This is a genomic window from Microcystis aeruginosa FD4, assembly GCF_009792235.1.
Taxonomy (GTDB): Bacteria; Cyanobacteriota; Cyanobacteriia; order Cyanobacteriales; family Microcystaceae; genus Microcystis; species Microcystis viridis.
This window is the reverse complement of the sequence record NZ_CP046973.1, coordinates 4,356,760-4,375,538: the sequence shown is the minus strand read 5'-3', so window position 1 is coordinate 4,375,538 and position 18,779 is coordinate 4,356,760. Positions and strand designations below refer to the sequence as shown.

Sequence of the window (18,779 nt, the reverse complement as noted above, 5' to 3'; positions counted from 1 at the left end):
GATACCCGACTTCTTAAAGAAGTCGGGTATCTGAAATCAAGATATAATTATTAAAACCCCCAAGAGAATGAAACCATGACACAAGCAACCACTCACTCACAAACCATCTTAGAAAAACTGCAAACCCTCACCCCCCAACAACAGCAATCAGTAATAGATTTTATTGAATTCTTGCAATTTAAGGCAGAGAAGAAAGAAATTACTGAAGAAGAAGAACCGATTTCATTCTATGAAGCAGCCAAAGAATACATTGGTTGTCTTGATGGGGGACCGGGGGACTTAGCCACTAATAAAGACTATCTTCGAGGTATTGGCAGCAAATGAAGTCAAATATTCTGTTAGATACGGGACCTTTAGTGGCAATAGTCAACCGTCGAGAAGCTTTTCATCAATGGGTAACTCAAACAACTACTAATTTTTCCTCTCCATTTTTTACCTGTGAAGCTGTCATTACCGAAGCCTGTTTTTTATTGCAGAATATTTATGGCGGTGAAGATGCTATTATGGGATTAGTTAAAAGTAAAAAGATTATTATCCCCTTTCAGTTTAGTGAAGAAGTAGATGCTATTCGAGACTTAATGCAACGTTATCAATCCGTTCCTATGTCCTTTGCAGATGCTTGTTTAGTGAGAATGAGCGAATTAATAGCAGAAAGTTCTGTCTTGACTTTAGATAGCGATTTCTATGTTTATCGCAAGAATCGAAAAGAAATGATTGATTTAATTATTCCTGATTGAGATATAATTATTAAAAACCCCAAGAGAATTAAACCATGACACAAGCAATCACTGACGAAAAAACCATTTTAGAAAAACTACAAACCCTGACCCCCCAACAACAGCAATCAGTAATAGATTTTATTGAGCTTGCTTAGAATATTTCAATTGCCAAGACATAATTCTTTACCAGGGAAGTTCATCTGAGCAATCTTCAATTGACTCCTTCATTGCTGCTTCAATCGACTCCCAGACACCAGGAATCGACTTTAAATAAAGAGTTTCTTGGATTGAGTGCCAATCCTCCTCACTAATCAAAACCACATTGCCGCGCTTGCTAGTAATTGTGACGGGTTCATGAGATTGACTGACTCGCTCCACCAATCCAAAGAGGGTTTGTCGAGCTTCAGTGACAGAAATCATTGGGGAGTCTGACATGGTTTTTGAGTACACTTAGTTTACTCTAGTGTAGTGCTTGTCCTTTGAAATTTCCTTAGATTTAGTCTCCATTGAGATGCACTGCACCAACTTTTTGATAGAGAATATGTAGAGCCTCAGCAGCTTGTCTTGCTAGGGCGTACCATTCAGGGTTTTGTACACAAGCTGGATGGGAAACAATAAAACGCTCCAAGGAATCACTAACCATCGCTGTTCTGTCAAGTAACTCATGACATCCGAATGTACCCGGTTTGAATTGCTCAAGAACTTGTTGTTCTTGTTCTTGGAGGAAGTCTTTTAACTCTTCTTGACGCTCTATTTCAATAGCGTTATCCTTAACCACAACCATACTATTCAATTCAGTCATTCAACCCTCCAATTCAGCTTGCCGTAGAATGTTTTTGTAAGTTCCGATAGGTATATCATCTGACAGTTTCCCAGTAACGGTAACTTTACCCAGCTTGATAGGGTGTTTAAACTGACGATGGCTTCCTTTTTGCGAAACTTGCAACCAACCATCATCAATTAGGCGACAGATAACCTCACGAACCTTCATACCCTTAATTTTAACCTACACTTATCTTATCGAAAATTTGGGTTTAAAACCCCGTCCTAAAAGGACGGCTTTAAGCTACAATGGAAAATGAAGTCAACTTCTTAAAGAAGTCGGGTATCTGAAATCATCACAGAAGAGGAGAAATAACAAGAAGGATTTCCTAGACTGTGAACCTTAAGAGTGTTACGAGATGCTAAAATTAGGAAAACCTGCTAAAATCAGGATATGCCAGCTAAAGATACCTTTCACCATGCTGTCCGAAATGCACTCATAAAAGCAGGTTGGACGATTACCCATGATCCTTTTACCTTAGAGTTTGAAGATGTTAACTTTTATGTGGACTTAGGAGCAGAAAAAGTTATTGCAGCACAAAAAGAACGAGAAAAAGTTGCCATTGAAATCAAAAGTTTCTTAAGAGATTCAATTGTTACAGAACTACATTTAGCCTGTGGACAATATCTTAACTACCGTTTTGCTCTTTCAGAAATTGAACCTGATAGAACCCTATACTTAGCCATCCCTAATGATACTTATGAAGTGTTTTGTCATAGCCGTTTTGTTCAAAGAATTCTAGAACATTATCAAATCAAAATTATTGTCTATAACCCTGAAATAGAGGAGATCGTAGCATGGCAATCAACTACATTGAATTAGTTAAATCCCTAATTGAAGAACAAGCTAAAATTCAGCAGTCTAGTGAAATTTCCCTAGAAATAATCTTTGACGATCTGAGAAAACATTATTTATTAGTACAAGTTGGTTGGCATAATAATCATTGGATTTATGGATGTCTTTTACATTTAGATATTATTAACAACAAAGTTTATATTCAACAGAACAACACAGAAATTTCAGTAGCTGAACAGTTAGTTGAACTAGGAATTCCTAAAACAGATATTGTCATCGGATTTCACTCTCCATTTAAACGAAAATTCACAGAATATGCCATTAATTAGGAGTACAAATAAAATGGAAAAAACAACTTATAAAACATTAGAATTAACAATAAAATTAATTCAGGAAACCGAAAAAATAATTCAATTACTAAAAGCAAACAGCTTTGACAAACTTGTTGCTTTAGCATTAAAACATGAACTTTTAAACCTAGAGCAAGCTGAAAATCAAATTAAGGCACTGAAGAAAGAAATCACTGAAGAAAAAAACACTGTTTCATTCTATGAAGCAGCCAAAGAATATATTGGTTGTGTTGATGGGGGACCGGGGGACTTAGCCACTAATAAAGACTATCTTCGAGGTATTGGCAGCAAATGAAGTCAACTTCTTTAAGAAGTCGGGTATCTGAAATCAAGATATAATTATTAAAAACCCCAAGAGAATAAAACCATGACACAAGCAATGACTAACGAAAAAACCATCTTAGAAAAACTGCACACTCTCACCCCCCAACAACAGCAATCAGTAATAAACTTTATTGAATTCTTGCAATTTAAGGCACAGAAGAAAGAAATTACTGAAGAAGAACCGATTTATGCTTATGAATCAGCTAAAGATTTAGTCGGGTGTGTGGAAAGTGGACCGGGGGACTTAGCCACCAATAAAGAAAAAATGGCATGGGAACAACTAGAAACTCTTATTGGAGTATGGAAAAATCAACCAGAACTCGATGATATCTTTTCTGAAATTGACCGAGAACGCCATAGTTCATAGTTAAATCAAGGCAGCAGAGACAATGATTGAGGAGGTGGTACAATGTGAAATTACCCAATTCTAAAAATACCATCATTGATGATAACAAATTGACCAGTTATTCCCTGAATATAAATCATTCAGATGGACAGCATAAAGCCAGGGTTTTTAAATCCGTCTTAAACTTAGATATTAATGACGTTCAATTTCTTAAAAATGCACTCCTAGAAGCAGTTAAAACCTATGATGCTATTCCTGACAAAATCAATCAATATGGACAAAAGTATGTTATTGATTTTCCCCTGACTCATCAAAACAAAACCGCCATTATTCACAGTGTTTGGATCATCAGAAATGACGAAAACTTTCCCCGCTTAGTGACTTGTTATGTACTTTAAGGAGATAATCAAATGAAACTCTTAGATGTAGTTGCCTTATTAGAAGACTTACCCCAATTAGGATTATATTGCGGACAAGTCGGAACAATTGTAGAAGTTTATGAACCCACAGTTTTTGAAGTTGAATTTAGCGATACATCAGGACGTGCTTATGCTATCGAAACCTTACAAGAAAATCAACTAATGTTATTACATCATTCTCCCTTAGAACCTAAAAATTTAGCTGTAAATCTAGGGTAAAAACAGGAAATCATTGATATAGCAATTCTCTTACGGATATCGAACTATGCCTACCCACGACATCATCGACAATCGCCAGCAAAAATTAGTCGATAACATCAACCAAATTCTCCACTCCTCAGAAGCCGCTCATTTTGCCGTCGGTTACTTCTTCCTCTCCGGCTTTACTGCGATCGCACCTCGTCTCGCCACCATCCCACAAATGCGCCTCCTGATTGGCAACACCAGCAACCGGGAAACCATCGAACAACTAGCAGAAGGCTACCGCCGCTTAGAACTAATTAAAGACCATCTAGAGGCACAAGAATACCCCAAACGGACAGAACGCAAGCAGATGGCAACAGAAACCGCCGAAAATATTCGTTCCAGCGTCGAACTAATGGACCAAACAGATGAAGCAGAAACCTTAGTAAAAAATCTGGTTCAAATGATTGAAGAAAAGCGCCTTCAGGTGCGCGTTTATGCTAAAGGGCGACTCCATGCTAAAGCCTATATCTTTGACTACGGGACAATTTATAACCAGCAGGGACAACCCCTAGAACGTCAAGAAAAAGGCCTTGCTATCGTTGGTTCTTCCAACCTTACTTTATCAGGAATTTCCCACAATACCGAACTTAATGTTATCGTTCACGGTAATGAAAATCATACCAGTTTAACAGAATGGTTCAATCAACTTTGGGACGAAGCAATAGAATTTGATGAAACACTAATACAGTCTTTAAAACAGTCTTGGGCGATGATTCCAGTACGTCCCTACGACATCTATATGAAAACTCTCTATATGCTCGTGCGCGATCGATTGACAGAAGAAACTGCCAGCGAAATCATGATAGATAACGAAATTACCGAGAAACTAGCAGACTTTCAAAAAGTAGCCGTTGACCACGCAATTAAACTCATCCGCGAGTATGGAGGTTGTTTCGTTTCCGATGTGGTAGGACTAGGAAAAAGCTTTATTGGTGCTGCCATTGTCAAACGTTTTGAACAAGTGGAAAAAGCCCGCCCCTTAATTATTTGTCCAGCGCCACTGCTGGAAATGTGGGAACGCTACAACGAAATTTATCAACTTAACGCCCGCGTTTTATCGATGGGATTGCTGCGGGAAAATGATATAAGTGGCATCAGAGTTTTATTAGAAGATTTTAAATACAAAGATCGAGATTTTGTCTTAATTGATGAAAGTCATAATCTGCGGAATGACGCAACCCAAAGATATAAAATCGTCGAAGCCTTTTTAGCAGCTGGGAGACAATGCTGTTTTTTAACAGCAACTCCTCGTAATAAAAGTGCTTGGGATATTTATCATCAGATTAAGCTCTTTCATCAAGATGATAAGACAGATTTACCCATAGATCCGCCCGATCTAAAAGAATATTTTCGATTAGTAGAGAAAGGGGAAAAACAGTTACCTGACTTGTTATCTAACATCTTAATCCGGCGCACTCGCAACCATATTTTACGCTGGTACGGCTTTGATGCCAAGACTCATAAACGCGTAGATGCAGACAATTTCAAGGATTATTTAAACGGAAATCAACGCGCTTACGTTATTGTGGGCGGTAAGCATCAGTTTTTTCCCAAAAGAGAACTACAAACCATTGAATATAGTATTGAAGATACCTATCAAGGACTTTACCAAGAACTGCGCCAATATTTAGGTAAATCTCGCCAACGGCAACCAGCCAACCCTCATAAAAATGAACTTTGCTATGCTCGTTATGGTTTGGGAAATTATGTATTACCAAATCAGCGCAAACAAGAACCATTACTCAGTTTACAAACTGGGGGAGCAAATTTAAGAGGACTGATGCGAGTCCTCTTATTCAAACGCTTTGAATCTAGCGTTTATGCCTTCCAAGAAACTGTTAAGAAATTACTGCAAGTCCATCAACGCTTTCGAGAAGCTTTACGCCAAGGAATTATCCCCGCTGGGGAAGAAGCTCAGGCAATTCTCTATGAGCCAAACAATGGGGAAGAACAAGACATTATCGATGCTTTGCGTCAGGTATCGGGAAAGTATAATATAGCTGATTTTGATGCCCCAAGATTGCAGAAACACCTCGAACATGACATCCAATTGCTAGAGAAAATTTTGCACTTAGTTGAGCCAATTACCCCCGACAAAGACGCGAAATTACAAACCCTCAAAAGCTGGTTGAATAAACCGCCGCTGCAAGAGAGCAAGTGCCTCATTTTTACTCAGTATGCTGATACTGCCTATTACTTGTATCAAAACCTCAATCCTAACGGCGATCGAGAGGATATAGAAGTCATCTACAGTGGCGATAAAAATAAGGCGCGAGTCGTGGGTAGATTTGCCCCCAAATCCAACAAATACTATAATTTGACCCCAGGAGAGCCGGAAATCAAGACTTTAATTGCTACCGATGTCCTAGCCGAAGGTTTAAACCTACAAGATGGCAACCTGATTATTAATTATGACCTGCATTGGAATCCAGTTCGACTTATTCAAAGGTTTGGTCGGATTGATCGGATTGGCAGCGAGAATGATGTGGTTTACGGCTTTAATTTTCTCCCAGAGACGGGATTAGAGCGGAATCTAGGATTACGGCAAAAACTCAAAAACCGCATTCAAGAAATTCACGAAACCATCGGGGAGGATGCGGCAATTCTTGACCCAACGGAACAGCTTAATGAAGAGGCTATGTATGCAATTTATGAAACAAGTGGCAGCAATCAATTAAGTTTGTTTGAAGATAAGGGAGAATTTCTCGACCTCAACGAAGCAGAAGAAATTCTCAGACAACTCCAGCGAGAAAATCCGGCTGAATACGAACGGATAGCTAACCTGCCTCACGGCATCCGCACGGCTCGCTTTTCTCTCAATAAGGGCATAATTGTCTTCTGTGAAGCTTCCTATCCTAACCGCAAAGATTGGAAGGGCTACCAGCAATTATATTGGCTCGATGAACAGGGAGAGATCAGATCCAAAGATATTGCCCGCATTTTAGGAATGCTCAAAAGTAACCGAGAAGAAGCCGGACTGCCGCTGCCCAAAAATTACAACCAAGCAGTGATGCAAGTCAAGGTGAAATTTGCCCGAGAAGTCCAACACCGCCAATCGGAACGGGAGTACAGCCGTTCTCTGACTCAAGCACAGCGCTACGTCCTGCGAGAATTGGGACTACTGTTCAAAACCACTCAGGATGAAGAAATCCGCAAGCAGGTTAACCTATTGGAACAGGCCTTTCGCCAACCGATTACCACTGCGCTTAAGCGCGAGTTAAACCTGATCAAGCGCAAGAGTCTTACAGGAGAAGCTTTGTTTAGCGAACTAAAGAAACTATACACCCAACACGAGATGCGCGACTGGTTAGATCGCCGTCGCCTGCAAGGTGAGGAGCAACCAATTCCCATCATTATTTGCAGTCAGGCTTTAGTTTAGAAACGACGGGAGCGATCGCCCTGTCCCTTACCCCCTCAGAAAAGGTGGGGGTTTCTTTTCTACCACCGATAAGTGTCGATGGCGCTAGGATAAAGTGCGGAAGGCGATCGGTCAAGGGTGTAGGATTAAGTTAGGGGCAAAAATCCCCCAGCACCATCTCTAAAGTAGTGGGAAAAAGCTACAATTAATCAATCCTAAAATATCGGGAAAAAGTCATGACAGCCCTAGACATTATCCCAGAAGTTACCTGTCCCCCCACAGATTTATGGAGTGATGAACCAGCCTTGGAAAGTGATCTACACCTGCAACAGATCATCATTCTCCTTAGTTGTCTAGAATTATTATGGCGCGAGTGGAGTGATTACTACGCTTCGGGAAATCTGACCATCTACTACAACGAGGAACAACTAAAAAAACGTGATTTCTGGGGTCCTGATTTTTTTGTGGTTTTAGATACCGAAAAGCGTCCCCGCAAAAGTTGGGTGGTTTGGGGAGAACAGGGTAAATATCCAGATGTAATTGTCGAGATTTTTTCCGAGGCGTTGCTGATTTGAGATATGAATCTTCTTGTGTGGGATTTTTAAAACCTAGACCCAAACTAACTTTTGGATGGGTGCAAGGTTGTCATTCATACCTTGATTCAGCAACGCAAAAAAAAGAATTACCCAGCTTTAAGGCATTGGGTAAGGATGGTCTCTGTCGCTTGCTATTTTACGAAACTAGGCTTTTGTATCAGCTTTTGACGGACAATTTAGTAAAGTGATAGCTATCGACCTAATCCACAGTAGGATAGAGATTGCTAAAAATTGACCCTTGAGTAGAGTTGCAACAAGATGGCGAAAGCGGCGATTATTGGATTGGGAAGATCGGGAATAGCAGCGGCAAGATGCTTAAAACGGGATGGTTGGCAGGTGACATTAAGCGATCGCTCTGATTCTCCCAGTTTACAAGCAATCAAAACCAATCTGGAAAGGGAAGGAATTATTGTCAATCTTGGTCAAAATCTCAGTCTAGAGGCTTCGGACTTGCCTAATCTGATCGTGGTTAGCCCTGGCGTGCCTTGGGATGCCCCGATTTTAATTACTGCCAGAGAAAAAGGCATCGATACGATCGGAGAATTAGAATTAGCTTGGCGTTATCTGCAATCTTCCCCTTGGTTGGGTATTACGGGAACTAACGGTAAAACCACCACCACCGCCCTCTGTGCCGCTATTTTTCAAAAAGCGGGGTTAAATGCTCCTTCCTGCGGTAATATCGGCTATGCTGCCTGTGAATTGGCTTTAAAAGCCGATAAATACGATTGGATTATTGCGGAGATTAGTAGTTATCAGATCGAGTCTAGTCGGGATTTATCGCCCAAAATCGGCATCTGGACAACTTTTACCCCCGATCACCTCAGTCGTCATCAAACCCTGGAAAATTATTATCAGATTAAAGCCTCTTTACTGCAAAGAAGCGATCGCCAAATCCTCAACGGTGATGATCCCTATCTGCGTCAAATTGGTGTTAGTCAATGGCAACAAGCTTATTGGACTTCTGTGCAGGGGAAAGAGGCGCTTTTGGGCGATCCTAGTCGTGGTGTTTATCTGCAAGATAACTGGATCGTGGCTTTTGGGGAATTAATTGCCCCGGTTAATCTCCTGAAAATGGTGGGTAGTCACAATCAGCAGAATTTGCTTATGGCTGTGGCCGCCGCTAGATTGGCAGGAATCGAGAAAAAAGCCATTACCGAAGCGATCGCCACTTTCCCTGGGGTTGTCCATCGCCTAGAGTATATTTGTACCTATAAAGGCCTAGACTTTATTAATGATAGTAAAGCAACTAACTACGATGCCGCTGCAGTGGGCTTACAATCCGTCCCCAGTCCGGCGATTTTAATCGCGGGGGGAGAAGCGAAAGCAGGGGATGATCGGGCTTGGATCGCTGAAATTAAGGCAAAAGTCGCCACTGTGCTGCTTATTGGTGACGCTGCCGCCGATTTTGCCCATCGTTTACAGTCAGCAGGTTATCAAGATTATGAATGTGTAGAGACGATGGACAGGGCAGTTCAACGCGCGGCTGAACTAGGACCGGCAAAAGAGGCTAAAGTGGTGTTATTATCGCCCGCTTGCGCCAGTTTTGACCAATACCAAAGTTTTGAACATCGCGGCGATCACTTTCGGCAATTGTGTTTACAGTTGTAGGGAGATGGGGGAGTGGGGGAATAGGGAAGTGGGGGAATGGGGAGGTGGGGAATTTCAACTAAAACCCTAAAACCCCAATACCCTAAAACCCCGTTGCCGACGACTAAGACGCAATTTTTGTTCCCAAAGATACTCTTTTTTGGCTAAGTTGGGTAAAATCAGGAAGAGTTAACCAAAAAAATTAAGAGAAAAAAAAGTGCTGGGATCGTCCTTCCATCTTGATCATCTTTTTAACAAGCCTCTAATTACCTGCCTCTTGTCCTGTGTGGGTGTCTTGCTGCCGATCCCAGTTTTAGCGACACCGGTGGCAGTGTTAAAAAGTCAAGAAAATGCCAATCAATGGACAGCTATCACTGAGCGTTTGCAAAATGTCGGGGTTAATTACTGCATTCTCCAGAGTAATCAGTGGCAAAGCGACAAGGATTTAAATAAAATTAGCGTTCTCATCATCCCCAACGTCGAGACTATTTCCGGTTTACAAGCTGGTGTCTTGAGTCGTTGGCTGAATCGCGGTGGTAAAATTATTGTCACCGGTCCGGCGGGGAATCTTTCAGAACCTGCTGTGCGTAATCAACTGCGATCGCTATTTGGGGCTTACTGGGCCTATCCCCACTCCCAAGCTTACACCCTGCGGCCGACTAATTTGGGTGAACTGAAAAACCAAAAACCTTTAGCCAGCAGTCTCCTCGGTGGTGTGGTTATCCCCACGGGAGTTAATAGCCAAACCGTCGCCGTCTGGGGGGCGCGCAACAATCCCCCCGCCGTTGTCCTCAATAATAACTCGATCTTTCTCGGTTGGCGCTGGGGCAGCGATGCCGTCGCTAATCTCGCCCTCGATAGTGCTTGGCTAGAAACCGCCCTGCAACGCTACGGCATTAATCGCAGTTCTTCTCCTAGCACAATTGCGCCCTATTGTCAAGGAAACTCAACAATAGTTAATAATATTAATAATACCCCAACAGCGATCTCGCGTAGCGAGCGCGTTGCGATCGCACCCCGTCGCCCTCTCCCGCAGATTTCAGAAAATCCCCCCAGTGAAACGGCGAGATTAAGTCCGAATACCGAGGCAATTCCCCCCAGAGCAAGTCTAACTCCTCAACAAATTAGCCAGATGACGGCGGAATTGCAGGGATTAATCGGGCGTTATGGGGCGACTCTCTTAGCTTCAGAGGCAAGTAATAGTAATATATCCAATACTGATAAATCCTTAGCACAAGCATTTCATAATCGTGGGAAAAATTCCCCCACCTCAGATACAGCTAGACGATTCCGTTTAGTCCTAGAAAATGCCCAAGGAACCTTAAATAATTTTCGGAATTTAATTGCCCAGGGTTCCTATACCCAAGCGCGGGAATTTTGGTTACAAGCGCGGCGAAGTCTTTGGGATAATTATCCCACTAATCGACAATTTGCCCAGCCAGAAATACGGGCAATGTGGTTAGATAGAGGCACGATCGTAGAAGCTAAAAACGAGGACGATTTAGCCAGAGTATTTGATCGCATGGCGGCAGCGGGTATTAATGTGGTCTTTTTCGAGACAGTTAATGCTAGTTATACTATTTATCCCAGTCAAGTTGCCCCCGAACAAAACCCTTTAACCAGAGGTTGGGATCCCCTAAAAGTTGCCGTTAAATTAGCCCATGAACGCAATATGGAAATCCACGCCTGGGTGTGGGTTTTTGCGGCGGCTAATCAAGCTCATAATAAAGTATTAGAGCAACCATTAGATTATCTCGGTCCAGTTTTATCCCGTAATCCCGATTGGGGGGCAACTAATAAAAGTGGTGGTTCTTTTGATTACAGTCAAGGCACGAAAAAAGCCTTTTTTGATCCTGCTAATCCCGACCTACAGAACTATCTTTTATCTCTTTACGAGGAGATTGTCAGGAATTATGATGTGGATGGCTTGCAGTTAGATTATATTCGCTATCCTTTCCAGAGTCAAGATTCTAATCAAACCTATGGTTATGGTAAATCCAGCCGTTGGTTATTTAAACAAATGACGGGAGTTGATCCAATTACTTTAAATCCCCGGGGTGCTTTATGGGAACAATGGACTAGCTTTAAAATCCGTCAGGTTGATACTTTTGTCTCGCAGGTTTCTACTCGCTTAAAACAGATTCGCCCCCACTTAAAAATGTCGGCGGCGGTGTTTCCCCTAGAACAAAAAGAACGGTTATATCGTATTCAACAAAACTGGGAGGAGTGGGGACAAAATCAATGGATAGATCTGATATTTTTAATGACTTATGCTCTCGATACAGGGACTTTAGAAGAGAAAACCCAGTCTTTATTTGATCGCCAAATTGCAGGAAATGCTCTGATTATACCCGGTATCCGTCTGTTAAAAGTACCCGATCAAGTCACCATCGATCAACTACAATTTATTCGCAATCTTCCCACTTCGGGATTCGCTCTTTTTGCCACAGAAAATCTCAATCCCAACCTGCAAACAATTCTTAATCGCATTCAGGGATCGATAATTACGAAAAAAGCCGAACCTTTACCCCACCGGCAACCCTTCAAAACGGCAGCAGCGCGGTTTAATTCCTTGCGTCAAGAGTGGAGTTTTTTAATCACGAATAATTTATTAGCAATGGAGGAGGGAACCTTAAAAACTTGGGGGCAAGAAGTGGACGAAATGGCTAATCTATTAGAACAATTAGCTAATAATCCCAGCCCTCGTAATTTGACTTTAACTCAAAATGCTTTAAAGCGATTTAGCTATCAATTTAAATCTGTGATATCCAGACAAAAAGATTTATCTGCCTATCAAATACAGGTCTGGGAAAATCGCCTCGCCACCCTACAAAGTCTGTTAAGTTATGGTCAAAGGGTTGAGTTTTAATTAGGATTTACTGAAAAAGTTTGTCGGTGGAGTCAGTATTCAGGAGACTCCGAGACAGTATTCAGGAGTTGAGAGTTGGGGTTTTAGGGAGTTGGGGTTTTAGGGTTTTGGGGTATTAGTTGAAATTCCCCTATCTCCCCACACCCCACACCCCACACCCCACACCCCACTTCCCCACACCCCACTTCCCCACACCCCACACCCCACACCCCACACCCCACACCCTCTTGTCAGAGGCCCGCCCGAATATGTAACAATTTATGGAAGAAACCCCCAAGCAAATTTAACGAGAAAAACATGGCAGCTACAATTAAGAAAGGAGCTTTAGTCCGCGTGGTGACGGGAAACCTAGAAAATAGCCTCGAAGCCCTAGCCAGCGATCGCCGTTTACCCAGTTATATGTTCAACTCGACAGCAGAAGTCTTGGATATAAAAGATGATTATGCTTTGATTAAATTCTATGTTCCTACCCCCAGTGTGTGGCTAAAGCTCGAACAACTGGAACCCGCCTGATGAGGATATTGCCTCATCCATAAATCATGGTTGACTTCTACGATACACCCCTCCCCTGTCAATCGCCCCGAGTCTCGGTTATTGGTGCCGGTAACGTCGGACGCACCCTGGCCCAACGCATCGCCGAAAAAAACCTCGCCGATGTGGTTCTCCTCGATATAGTCAATGGTTTACCCCAGGGTATTGCCCTAGATTTGATGGAAGCCCAGGGCATAGAACTGCACGACAGCGAGATTATCGGCACTAATAACTATGAAGACACGGCAGGCTCGGATATTGTCGTGATTACGGCTGGATTAGCCAGAAAACCGGGCATGAGTCGCGATGATCTCATGAATGTCAATGCTAAAATCGTCGTCGAGTCCGCCACTAAATGCCTCAAGTATTCGACCGGAGCCATTTTTATCGTCATCACCAATCCCCTTGATGTGATGACCTATCTAGTCTGGCAAGCGACGGGTTTACCCCCCCAAAGAGTGATGGGAATGGCGGGAGTCCTCGATTCTTCCCGTTTACAAACCTTTATCGCCATGGAATTGGGGGTTAGTACCGCCGACGTTCATGCTATGGTCTTGGGTGGTCACGGTGATTTAATGTTGCCCCTACCCCGTTACTGTACCGTCAGTGGTGTGCCGATTACCGAATTAATGGACGAGATGACGATTAATCGTCTAGTGGAGAGAACTCGCAACGGTGGGGCTGAAATCGTCAAATTACTGCAAACTGGCGGCGCTTATTACGCCCCCGCTTCCTCTGCCTGTATAATGGTCGAGACGATATTGAGAAATCAATCCCGTTTACTGCCGGCGGCAGCCTATCTTAAGGGTGAATACGGCCTACAGGATGTCTATCTGGGGGTTCCCTGTCGCTTAGGATGTCGGGGGGTGGAAAGTATTCTGGAAGTGCGTTTGACCGATGCTGAACGTCTGGATCTACACACTTCTGCTGCCTCAGTTCGTCAAAATGTTCATTTAGCTCTTGACAGTCTCAAGGTTTTGATGTAGTTAATACAATTCGTATTTTAAGAGGGTACAGGGCAAAGAACCGTTATACAAGGGAGTGCGACGGGAAGAACGCAGACCGATTTGTTTAGTCAGTTCTTTGTTTCCCGATAAAATATAGGCTGTCCAACCCTTAAACCTCTGTTTTAAGACATCACCGAAGGATTTATATAAGGCCCCTAATTCTTCGGTATTGCCCAATCTTTTGCCGTAAGGGGGATTACAGAGAATAATCCCTCGATCGCTCGTCGGTTCTAAGTCGGTGATGCTTTGCAAGCTAAAATTAATATAGTCCTGCACTTGACAAAAATAGGCATTATCCTCGGCCTGATGCAAAACCTCATAATCGGCATCACTAGCATAAATTGGCGCATTTAGCTGAAATTTTTGTTTTTCTTTAGCTTCCTGAAGCAAAGATTGCCATAAATCCGGTTGATAGTCTGGCCATTTCTGAAATCCGAACTGGGAACGGGATAAACCGGGGGCAATATTTAAAGCTTTTAAGGTCGCTTCGATGACAATGGTTCCCGAACCACAGAAAGGGTCTAAAAGTGCCATATCATCCTGCCATGCCGATAATTCTACCAAAGCAGCGGCGAGACTTTCTTTCAGAGGTGCGACTCCCATGGCCCGATGATACCCGCGACGATGCAAACTGTGGCCAGAACTATCTAAACTAAGCACACAGCGATTTTTCTCGATATGAGCGTTAATTTGCAGGTCGGGGTTTTCTGTATCCACAAAGGAACGGGGATTGCCCTGTTGACGCTGTTGGTCGATAATAGCGTTTTTGATGCTTAAAGCGGTGTAATGGGTGTGATTGAGGCGATCATTCGTTCCCGTACATTGTACCGCTAAAGTTTCCTCACTGCTGAGATAATCGCGCCAATCAATGGCTTGAATGCCATCATACAGTTCCTTCCCATCCCCACAGGGAATTTCGGCAATGGGAACCAAAACCCGAAAAATAATTCTTGACCAAAGATTGACTCGATAGAGTAGGGAGATATCCCCCTGAAAATGGACTCCCGTGAATACTGGTTTCACTTCTTTGGCCCCCAGGAATTCTAATTCCCTAGCGGCAATTTCTTCTAGTCCCCTAGCGGTAGTAGCAAAATAGGATCGAGTCATTTCAGTTATCAGTTATCAGTTATCAGTTATCAGGTTTCAGTTTTCAGTTTTCAGTGATTAGCTCTGGTCGTTGGTAGCTTGAAATTAGAAAGATTTTAATTTTTACCCTCTTGTAAATTCCTATCTCATTCGCTCAAGTCAGTGACTTTCTCTCACATATTGGTGAGCAGCAGAAGTTATTCAAAGAGGGCGAAGGCAATTCGCCCCTACAATAATATTTATTATCGCGCCAATGGTAGGGGCGCACTGCGTGCGCCCAAAATGTCCTATAGATATTTATACAAAATTCAGCTGCACCCATAATAATCCTCTTTTGTCAAGGCAGAAATGCTTAAGAATTGTGTCGCTGTGGTCATTAGTTTTATCTATCCTGAGTCGCTCTTTCTTTATCTTGTAGGTAGTTGGCGATCAAATCAAGTTTTTGTTAGGAAATATTAAAGGTTTCTCCCAATCAAGACTAGACAGCATTCTCTGAGAAAATAATGTAGGCGCTCATTATCGTTAGGGAAGGTTTTCTCGCGAGTTGCCTGAGCTATATTTGCTAGTTCTGTTTCTCTTATCTCTATATTATCCAGCCAACGCTCAAAATCTCCTCTGTCCATGTGTTCTTTAAATTTATTGGGATTATCTATACATAATTCGAGTAATTCTGGGATATTGTTAATGCGTTTTCTTCCACCATTGTCTAAGTCAAAACCGAAGGATGGATTATATTCTGGATTTCTACTGTAATTTTGAATTTTATTAAGAAGATTTTTAAAATCATTGATTTGATACATTTCCCATACTCTATAGTTAGACTTCCAAAATATTCGTGTACTTTTCACCTCTTTATTTTGTGCGTTAATTCTTTTGTACCAAATTTTTCTTAAACTTCCTTCACCGTCTCTTAACTCGACTATGTTTTCTTTCGTTTTCCATCCCCACCATAAGAGAAATATAAATATTCCTAAAGGAACTAATAATATTGTTAAAAAAACCATATTATTTAATATGTTGAATAGGGAAAAAATACCACCTACATTTGCGACTAATGCAATACCACCAAAAACAACCGTAACCCAATGACCTTCTTCTGGTCCAAATCGTAAAGTTTGCATATAGGTTTCCCAAACAATAGGCTTCTGACCACCGGGTAAATTATTAAAGTATAAATCATTGATTTTAGGCTCAATATTAGTGGCAATATATCTACCAATTATAACGACCTGATGATTACTTGCCTTGACAAGAAAGATGATTAATCCACAGGAAACGGGAACTATTATTCCTAGAATAATGGCTGAAGGAATTCGTCGTTCAATTGGAATAGCATAAAAGTTTTGTGGAGATATTTTTTCTGTTGCTGTGTCTTTTTCTTTAATAACTAACGTTGAATTTGTTTCTTGATTTGTGTGATTACTATCCGCTTTTGGATGAGATATTGTCTGTTTTATTGTATTTCCTGTTTTCTTTTCTATTGTAGTTGTATCTGTGGGTATTCTAGTAACAGTTGTTGTCTCTTTCATGATGGGAAGATTAGCGATGGGACTGATCCCAATTCCCAGTAAAGTCAAAACTAGACCCCCCCCGAAGACAATAACATTAGTGCGATTTTGTATGGTTTGCAAAATTTGTGTTCTCAGGGTTTTATACTCCTCCATACACACATCGATCGCTTTATTGATATCGGGTTGATTGTTGTTATTAGGCATTTTTTAACTCCTGAATTTATATATAGTTGTAATTTTATCTGGTCAAATAGAATTACACTATTGGCTTAAACTTTTCTTAATTAGTTCTAATGCGATTTGTAAATTAGCCTGTGTCCAAAGGAGAGGAGTGGCATCATTAGGAATATACTTTCCCTGTTCTAGATAGTATAATTCGGGACATTTAAACTCACCAACGGGGGAATCATTACCTGTAATTTGTCCGAGAGAACGATTGAAGTAATGGGTTTGTAGGTTAAGATATTTTTCCTGACCTGTACTCTGGAATTTAAGGGCAAAAATGGCAGAAATAATCGGATCAAAAATACACCATTGTGCTTCTTCGCCTAGATTTAATCCTCTCCCTTGTTCCTGTAACCAATTTTCCCTTTCCGTCGATACGGTGGTGCGGATTTCTGGGGGAATTAAGCGATAGTCTCGACACCAAAAAGAATCACCTAAATAGCGACGAATACCGTAATCTCCCTGAAGGTGAATGATAACATTATTAAGAATTTGATCGGCGATATTTGTCTCCACCACTTGTAAGGGATAAATCAAAAAAAGTAGGGCTGCATCATAACTTCTCGCCTGCGGTACTGGTAGAAGACACTCGGCTGGTAAAATCTGGTATAAAGCTTGTTCTCCTATCTCAATTAAGTCCGCTAAAAATGCCGGTGTAATCCTGCGATTTTCGACTGTGAGATTTATCTCTGTCTCGATTAATAACCTTTTTAATTCCCGTAATCCCGCTACCACAACCCCGATGCTAGATGCTTCTATTTTGCGGGTTTCTTCCCAGTGACCGCTATCCTCATCCTGCCAATAACTAATCCCTTGAAAATATAAAGGAAATAGGGCAATTGTTTCCAGACAATGGGGGGAAAGCTGAATATATTTTTCCCGTGCTAAACGACAATAAAACCAGAGAAAATAGCCAAGAGCATCATTTTGTGCGTGTTGCCAAACTTGGTCAATTTCCGTCAGTGTACGTCCCTCAAAACGAATATGAGGACGTTCCCTGATCTTTTCAGGATTAACCCGACCTTGGATAATATTAATAAAACGCCTTTGGAACTTTTGAAAATAGTTCATCAAAGTCTGAATATTCTTGACAGCGATCGCTGTCTGTCCGATAATATAATGAGAATAAGCCAGATAAACGTTATCTCTCAGCCAAACATTGGCGTATCCCGTGTATTCTGTCTCATTACTGACTAATGCTGCTGGAAATAAGCCATTTTCTAGGTGGGGAAATCTCAAGACATGATTTTCCGACAAAAACGCGGATAATCTCTGAATATCCCCTAGAGAGTAGCGGTATTTAATGAAATCGAGAATTTTTTCGTTGTGAACAACCAGCATCGGCAAAATACCCCAATAATCTGCTCAAAAACGAATTTATCTCGATCAATTCTACTGAGAAACCCAAAAAATGCGTCTTTGATTAGGATCCCGTCGGGGACTTTGTTCCCCCATCACTTGCCGCGCTTGACTAGGATCAAAGCTGCGAGTAAATTGACCGCGCAATTGATTGACGCGTTCCTCCTTTTCTTGGGCTGCCAAACGCACTTCTTCTAATTTTGCCTGTTGGATTTGTTGGTAGGGTAACAAACGAGCGATCGCAAAAAACGCCGTGATGGAAATGGCGCTATAGGCAATAATTCGCAGCCAAATCTCGATAATTTGCCATTTTTGGGATTTATTGCCGCTTTTTGGCTTTTTTTGTGGTTTTTTGTCGGTTTGGTTTCCTGTTCGTGCGGTCATAGATTTATGAGTACAAGTAAAATCGGTCAGAAAGTGGCTAATTACTTTTAAGTTACACCCAATCACTGACAACCGATAACCGAAAAACCCCAATCGGTCTATCCTATAGCTAGGTCAGACGGGATCAGGGTTTATTGAAAGCGACTTTACTTATAAAGTTCCGTCGCTAGACGAAAAGCCAAAATCCCGGGGATTAAAGCAATTACCAGAGCGACCAAAACTTGAGTATCAGAAAGCATTGCTG

Annotated in this window: 22 protein-coding genes and 1 pseudogene; 15 read left to right on the top strand and 8 right to left on the bottom strand. The window is 41.7% G+C overall.

Annotation, left to right across the window (positions count from 1 at the left end):
* Window positions 1-75: 75 nt before the first annotated feature.
* Complete coding sequence (locus GQR42_RS21680) at window positions 76-324, top strand: DUF2281 domain-containing protein (protein WP_158201574.1); 249 nt, start codon at window positions 76-78, stop codon at window positions 322-324.
* The gene (locus GQR42_RS21675; protein WP_002776217.1) at window positions 321-737 is read left to right on the top strand and encodes a type II toxin-antitoxin system VapC family toxin; all 417 of its coding nucleotides are present in this window, start codon (window positions 321-323) and stop codon (window positions 735-737) included. Before GQR42_RS21680 ends, GQR42_RS21675 begins: the two co-directional genes overlap by 4 nt.
* A gap of 165 nt (window positions 738-902) precedes the next feature.
* Here GQR42_RS21675 and GQR42_RS21670 read toward each other — a convergent pair whose 3' ends face one another.
* From GQR42_RS21670 to GQR42_RS21660, 3 genes are all read right to left on the bottom strand, one after another.
* Window positions 903-1,154, bottom strand: a complete 252-nt coding sequence (locus tag GQR42_RS21670) for a type II toxin-antitoxin system Phd/YefM family antitoxin (protein ID WP_158201573.1) — start codon at window positions 1,152-1,154, stop codon at window positions 903-905.
* A 61-nt stretch (window positions 1,155-1,215) separates the two neighbouring features.
* The gene (locus GQR42_RS21665; protein ID WP_158201572.1) at window positions 1,216-1,521 is read right to left on the bottom strand and encodes a hypothetical protein; all 306 of its coding nucleotides are present in this window, start codon (window positions 1,519-1,521) and stop codon (window positions 1,216-1,218) included.
* On the bottom strand, window positions 1,522-1,710 hold the full coding sequence (locus tag GQR42_RS21660; RefSeq protein ID WP_158201571.1) for a type II toxin-antitoxin system HicA family toxin: 189 nt from the start codon (window positions 1,708-1,710) through the stop codon (window positions 1,522-1,524).
* A 225-nt stretch (window positions 1,711-1,935) separates the two neighbouring features.
* Here GQR42_RS21660 and GQR42_RS21655 point away from each other — a divergent pair, with 225 nt between their 5' ends.
* The 13 genes and pseudogenes from GQR42_RS21655 (at window position 1,936) to mdh (ending at window position 13,949) form a co-directional block, all read left to right on the top strand.
* Window positions 1,936-2,364 carry an element excision factor XisH family protein gene (locus GQR42_RS21655; protein ID WP_158201570.1) on the top strand — a complete coding sequence of 143 codons (429 nt, stop codon included), beginning with the start codon at window positions 1,936-1,938 and terminating at the stop codon, window positions 2,362-2,364.
* On the top strand, window positions 2,340-2,666 hold the full coding sequence (locus GQR42_RS21650) for a XisI protein (protein WP_158201569.1): 327 nt from the start codon (window positions 2,340-2,342) through the stop codon (window positions 2,664-2,666). Before GQR42_RS21655 ends, GQR42_RS21650 begins: the two co-directional genes overlap by 25 nt.
* A gap of 13 nt (window positions 2,667-2,679) precedes the next feature.
* A complete protein-coding gene (locus tag GQR42_RS21645) occupies window positions 2,680-2,982 on the top strand; it encodes a hypothetical protein (protein ID WP_233271112.1) in 303 nt (100 codons plus the stop codon).
* Window positions 2,983-3,054: 72 nt separating this feature from the next.
* Window positions 3,055-3,378 (top strand): hypothetical protein, encoded by a 324-nt coding sequence (locus tag GQR42_RS21640; RefSeq protein ID WP_158201568.1) that lies wholly within the window; start codon window positions 3,055-3,057, stop codon window positions 3,376-3,378.
* Window positions 3,379-3,422: 44 nt separating this feature from the next.
* On the top strand, window positions 3,423-3,755 hold the full coding sequence (locus GQR42_RS21635) for a DUF6883 domain-containing protein (RefSeq protein ID WP_158201567.1): 333 nt from the start codon (window positions 3,423-3,425) through the stop codon (window positions 3,753-3,755).
* Window positions 3,756-3,767: 12 nt separating this feature from the next.
* Window positions 3,768-3,995 (top strand): DUF4926 domain-containing protein, encoded by a 228-nt coding sequence (locus GQR42_RS21630; RefSeq protein ID WP_158201566.1) that lies wholly within the window; start codon window positions 3,768-3,770, stop codon window positions 3,993-3,995.
* A 46-nt stretch (window positions 3,996-4,041) separates the two neighbouring features.
* Window positions 4,042-7,401 carry a helicase-related protein gene (locus tag GQR42_RS21625; RefSeq protein WP_158201565.1) on the top strand — a complete coding sequence of 1,120 codons (3,360 nt, stop codon included), beginning with the start codon at window positions 4,042-4,044 and terminating at the stop codon, window positions 7,399-7,401.
* A gap of 215 nt (window positions 7,402-7,616) precedes the next feature.
* Window positions 7,617-7,943, top strand: a pseudogene (locus tag GQR42_RS21620) (Uma2 family endonuclease); the annotation flags it as partial.
* A 291-nt stretch (window positions 7,944-8,234) separates the two neighbouring features.
* Window positions 8,235-9,584 (top strand): UDP-N-acetylmuramoyl-L-alanine--D-glutamate ligase, encoded by a 1,350-nt coding sequence (gene murD, locus GQR42_RS21610; RefSeq protein WP_158201563.1) that lies wholly within the window; start codon window positions 8,235-8,237, stop codon window positions 9,582-9,584.
* Window positions 9,585-9,780: 196 nt separating this feature from the next.
* Window positions 9,781-12,432 carry a glycoside hydrolase family 10 protein gene (locus GQR42_RS21605; RefSeq protein ID WP_158201562.1) on the top strand — a complete coding sequence of 884 codons (2,652 nt, stop codon included), beginning with the start codon at window positions 9,781-9,783 and terminating at the stop codon, window positions 12,430-12,432.
* Window positions 12,433-12,551: 119 nt separating this feature from the next.
* Window positions 12,552-12,686: a hypothetical protein gene (locus GQR42_RS29635; RefSeq protein ID WP_257792599.1), complete on the top strand. Its 135-nt coding sequence runs from the start codon at window positions 12,552-12,554 to the stop codon at window positions 12,684-12,686.
* A gap of 43 nt (window positions 12,687-12,729) precedes the next feature.
* Window positions 12,730-12,945, top strand: a complete 216-nt coding sequence (locus tag GQR42_RS21600; protein WP_045361132.1) for an NAD(P)H-quinone oxidoreductase subunit O — start codon at window positions 12,730-12,732, stop codon at window positions 12,943-12,945.
* Between the two features lie 26 nt (window positions 12,946-12,971).
* Entirely contained in the window at window positions 12,972-13,949 is a 978-nt protein-coding gene (gene mdh, locus GQR42_RS21595) for a malate dehydrogenase (protein WP_158201561.1), read from the top strand.
* Here the strand turns inward: mdh and GQR42_RS21590 are convergent, their stop codons facing one another.
* The 5 genes from GQR42_RS21590 to psaM form a co-directional block, all read right to left on the bottom strand.
* A complete protein-coding gene (locus GQR42_RS21590) occupies window positions 13,950-15,077 on the bottom strand; it encodes a THUMP domain-containing class I SAM-dependent RNA methyltransferase (RefSeq protein ID WP_002766109.1) in 1,128 nt (375 codons plus the stop codon).
* A 434-nt stretch (window positions 15,078-15,511) separates the two neighbouring features.
* Window positions 15,512-16,771, bottom strand: a complete 1,260-nt coding sequence (locus GQR42_RS21585) for a hypothetical protein (protein ID WP_158201560.1) — start codon at window positions 16,769-16,771, stop codon at window positions 15,512-15,514.
* 57 nt (window positions 16,772-16,828) lie between these two features.
* Window positions 16,829-18,133, bottom strand: coding sequence for a glycoside hydrolase family 15 protein (locus GQR42_RS21580; protein WP_158201559.1), 1,305 nt, complete (start codon window positions 18,131-18,133; stop codon window positions 16,829-16,831).
* A gap of 51 nt (window positions 18,134-18,184) precedes the next feature.
* On the bottom strand, window positions 18,185-18,535 hold the full coding sequence (locus GQR42_RS21575; protein ID WP_158201558.1) for a hypothetical protein: 351 nt from the start codon (window positions 18,533-18,535) through the stop codon (window positions 18,185-18,187).
* Between the two features lie 146 nt (window positions 18,536-18,681).
* Window positions 18,682-18,774: a photosystem I reaction center subunit XII gene (psaM, locus tag GQR42_RS21570; RefSeq protein ID WP_012264462.1), complete on the bottom strand. Its 93-nt coding sequence runs from the start codon at window positions 18,772-18,774 to the stop codon at window positions 18,682-18,684.
* Window positions 18,775-18,779 lie beyond the last annotated feature (5 nt).

Coding starts and splice junctions, on each gene's coding strand:
- GQR42_RS21600 (WP_045361132.1), top strand. CDS start 12,730: ATGGCAGCTACAATTAAGAAAGGAGCTTTAGTCCGCGTGGTGACGGGA.
- GQR42_RS21675 (WP_002776217.1), top strand. CDS start 321: ATGAAGTCAAATATTCTGTTAGATACGGGACCTTTAGTGGCAATAGTC.
- GQR42_RS21660 (WP_158201571.1), bottom strand. CDS start 1,710: ATGAAGGTTCGTGAGGTTATCTGTCGCCTAATTGATGATGGTTGGTTG.
- GQR42_RS21575 (WP_158201558.1), bottom strand. CDS start 18,535: ATGACCGCACGAACAGGAAACCAAACCGACAAAAAACCACAAAAAAAG.
- GQR42_RS21590 (WP_002766109.1), bottom strand. CDS start 15,077: ATGACTCGATCCTATTTTGCTACTACCGCTAGGGGACTAGAAGAAATT.
- murD (WP_158201563.1), top strand. CDS start 8,235: ATGGCGAAAGCGGCGATTATTGGATTGGGAAGATCGGGAATAGCAGCG.
- mdh (WP_158201561.1), top strand. CDS start 12,972: ATGGTTGACTTCTACGATACACCCCTCCCCTGTCAATCGCCCCGAGTC.
- GQR42_RS21625 (WP_158201565.1), top strand. CDS start 4,042: ATGCCTACCCACGACATCATCGACAATCGCCAGCAAAAATTAGTCGAT.
- GQR42_RS21645 (WP_233271112.1), top strand. CDS start 2,680: ATGGAAAAAACAACTTATAAAACATTAGAATTAACAATAAAATTAATT.
- GQR42_RS21630 (WP_158201566.1), top strand. CDS start 3,768: ATGAAACTCTTAGATGTAGTTGCCTTATTAGAAGACTTACCCCAATTA.
- GQR42_RS21585 (WP_158201560.1), bottom strand. CDS start 16,771: ATGCCTAATAACAACAATCAACCCGATATCAATAAAGCGATCGATGTG.
- GQR42_RS21640 (WP_158201568.1), top strand. CDS start 3,055: ATGACACAAGCAATGACTAACGAAAAAACCATCTTAGAAAAACTGCAC.
- GQR42_RS21665 (WP_158201572.1), bottom strand. CDS start 1,521: ATGACTGAATTGAATAGTATGGTTGTGGTTAAGGATAACGCTATTGAA.
- psaM (WP_012264462.1), bottom strand. CDS start 18,774: ATGCTTTCTGATACTCAAGTTTTGGTCGCTCTGGTAATTGCTTTAATC.
- GQR42_RS21670 (WP_158201573.1), bottom strand. CDS start 1,154: ATGTCAGACTCCCCAATGATTTCTGTCACTGAAGCTCGACAAACCCTC.
- GQR42_RS21580 (WP_158201559.1), bottom strand. CDS start 18,133: ATGCTGGTTGTTCACAACGAAAAAATTCTCGATTTCATTAAATACCGC.
- GQR42_RS21655 (WP_158201570.1), top strand. CDS start 1,936: ATGCCAGCTAAAGATACCTTTCACCATGCTGTCCGAAATGCACTCATA.
- GQR42_RS21650 (WP_158201569.1), top strand. CDS start 2,340: ATGGCAATCAACTACATTGAATTAGTTAAATCCCTAATTGAAGAACAA.
- GQR42_RS21680 (WP_158201574.1), top strand. CDS start 76: ATGACACAAGCAACCACTCACTCACAAACCATCTTAGAAAAACTGCAA.